This window comes from Saccharomonospora saliphila YIM 90502, from assembly GCF_000383795.1.
GTDB classification, from domain to species: domain Bacteria; phylum Actinomycetota; class Actinomycetes; order Mycobacteriales; family Pseudonocardiaceae; genus Saccharomonospora; species Saccharomonospora saliphila.
The window spans coordinates 8,772-11,081 of sequence record NZ_KB912633.1 but is presented as its reverse complement, the minus strand read 5'-3'; the positions used below and the strand labels follow the sequence as shown (position 1 = coordinate 11,081).

Below are 2,310 nucleotides of genomic sequence, written 5' to 3'. Positions count from 1 at the left end.
GCCCGCCCGCGAACCGCGCCCGGGGCGTCACCCGGCGCACGGCGTCGCGCACGGGCGCTTTCACGCTCACCACGTCGGTCAGCAGGCACTCCGGAGCGTGCTCGGCCACGAGCCCGAGCACCGGCTCCAGCTCGGTCAGCGGCACCGCGACCACCACCAGCGCGTCCTCGGCGGTCGCGCGGCGCAGCGCCGCGGCGGTGTCGGTGGAGGCGTCGAACCCCTCGGCCGACGCGGCGTCGGCGTCGGCGGCGGAGGCCGTGGCACCCCACGCCTTTCTCCCGGAGGTCACCGCCGCACGCAGCACCGATCCACCGAGCAGCCCGAGTCCGATCACGCACACGTCACGCACGGCGCCCATCCTGCCCTATGCGGACGCGGCTGTGGACACACTCGGCCGGATCGAGGCGGCCCGTCACCGGCGGAGCGCGTCGAGCGCGTACGCGGCGTACAGCGCCACTCCGTAGTCGAGCGCGTCCTCGTCGTAGCGCACCCGGTTCGAGTGATTCGGCGCGGCCCGGCCGGGGTCCTCCCCGGGCGGGCACGCGCCGAGGAAGGCGAAAGAGCCCGGCACCCGTTGCAGCACGTACGAGAAGTCCTCCGCGCCCATGACCGGATCGGGCATGCGCACCGCGTGCTCCGCGCCGAGCACCTCGGCGGCGAGGTCGAGCACGCGCTCGGTGCGCTCCGGGTCGGTGTGGGTGACGGGGAACCCGGGTTCGACGTCGGCCACGACCCGGCATCCGTGCGCGGCGCCGATGTTCTCGCACAGCTTGGGTACCTCGGCACGCAGCAGCGCGCGGGTCTCGTCCGAGAGCGTGCGGATCGTGCCGAGCAGCTCCGCGGTCTCCGGGATGACGTTGTCCGCGGTGCCCGCCGCGATGCGGGTCGTGGTGACCACGGCCGGGTCGAAGACATTCACCTTCCGGGTGACCATCGTGTTCAGCGCGGTGACCATCTCGGCGGCGGCCGGGACGGGGTCCACGGCGTTGTGCGGCATGGACCCGTGCCCGCCCGCGCCGATCACCCGGACGGAGAACGTGTCCGCCGAGGCCAGCACGGGACCCGACCGGGTGGCGACGACACCGGTCGGCAGGTTGGCGTAGGTGTGCAGGGCGAACGCGTGGCGGACCCGCGTTCCGGCGGCGTCGAGGACACCCTCGTGGATCATGTGCCGGGCGCCGTGGTGGCCTTCCTCGCCGGGCTGGAACATGAACACGACCGAGCCCGCCAGTTCCCCCGCGTGCGCGGCGAGCAGCCGCGCGGCCGAGGCCAGCATCGCCACGTGGGTGTCGTGGCCGCACGCGTGCATCACCCCGTCCACCTCGGAGGCGAACTCGAGGCCGGTGTCCTCGGGCATCGGCAGCGCGTCCATGTCGGCGCGCAGCAGAACGGCCGGACCGGGTTCCGCCCCGCGCAGCACGGCGGTGACCGACGTCGTCGTGGTGCCGAGGTCGATCTCGAGGGGAAGTCCGTCCAGCGCGTCCAGCACGGCCCGTTGCGTTTCGGGCAGGTCGAGGCCGACCTCCGGGTGCTGGTGGATGCGGCGCCGCGTCGCGACCGTCTCGGCGTGCAGGGCGCGCGCTTCGCCGAGCAGCCCGGCGAAGCGCGCGTCGGGCAGGGAGGGCAGTTCCGTGGGTCCCGTCATGCGTACAGATGGTGGCACGCCGGGGGCCGAGGTTTCGTCGTTCGTTCGGACCGTTGTCGGTATACGGTGGGCGCATGGCGGTGAAGGAGCCGATCACGGGGTTCGCGATGGCCGTGACACGTGAGGACGGCCGGTGGCGGTGCAGCTCGCTCGACCCGGCGGCGTTGGCCGAGCTGGACACCGCGATCACCGAGTTGCGCGCGTTGCGGTCGACCGGTGCGGTCTTCGGTCTGCTCGCGGTGGACGACGAGTTCTTCGTCATCGTCCGCCCGACGCCGGGCGGCGCGGTGCTGTTGCTGTCGGACGCCGCGGCCGCGCTCGACTACGACATCGCCGCCGACGTGCTCGACCTGTTGCGGGCCGAGGCACCCGACGACGATGACGACGTGGTCTGGCCGGAGGGAGATCTGGAGATCCTGGCCGACCTCGGCATGCCCGGACCGGAACTCGAAGTGATCGTGAACGAGGTGGAGCTGTACCCGGACGAGCAGCTTCAGATGATCGCGCAGCGTTGCGGCTTCGGCGAGGAGTACACGAAGCTGCTCGACGAGATGTGACGGGCGTGCGACCGGGTGCGGTGGAGACCGGCGCCGTGCGCGCGGCACTCGGCTACGCCCGGCGCGCGGTGGGCACGGCCGACGTGCCGATCGGCGCCGTGGTCCTCG

3 protein-coding genes are annotated in these 2,310 nt (G+C 73.0%); 1 reads left to right on the top strand and 2 read right to left on the bottom strand.

What is annotated here, in order from left to right:
* A partial coding sequence (locus SACSA_RS21540) for a prephenate dehydrogenase/arogenate dehydrogenase family protein (RefSeq protein WP_019813995.1) occupies positions 1-358 on the bottom strand: 358 nt, incomplete at its 3' end.
* Positions 359-412: 54 nt separating this feature from the next.
* On the bottom strand, positions 413-1,645 hold the full coding sequence (locus tag SACSA_RS0104810) for a M20 metallopeptidase family protein (protein WP_019813993.1): 1,233 nt from the start codon (positions 1,643-1,645) through the stop codon (positions 413-415).
* 74 nt (positions 1,646-1,719) lie between these two features.
* On the opposite strand from SACSA_RS0104810, the gene SACSA_RS0104805 reads away from it, so the two are divergent.
* Positions 1,720-2,202 carry a tRNA adenosine deaminase-associated protein gene (locus tag SACSA_RS0104805; protein WP_019813992.1) on the top strand — a complete coding sequence of 161 codons (483 nt, stop codon included), beginning with the start codon at positions 1,720-1,722 and terminating at the stop codon, positions 2,200-2,202.
* The last annotated feature ends 108 nt before the right edge of the window (positions 2,203-2,310 follow it).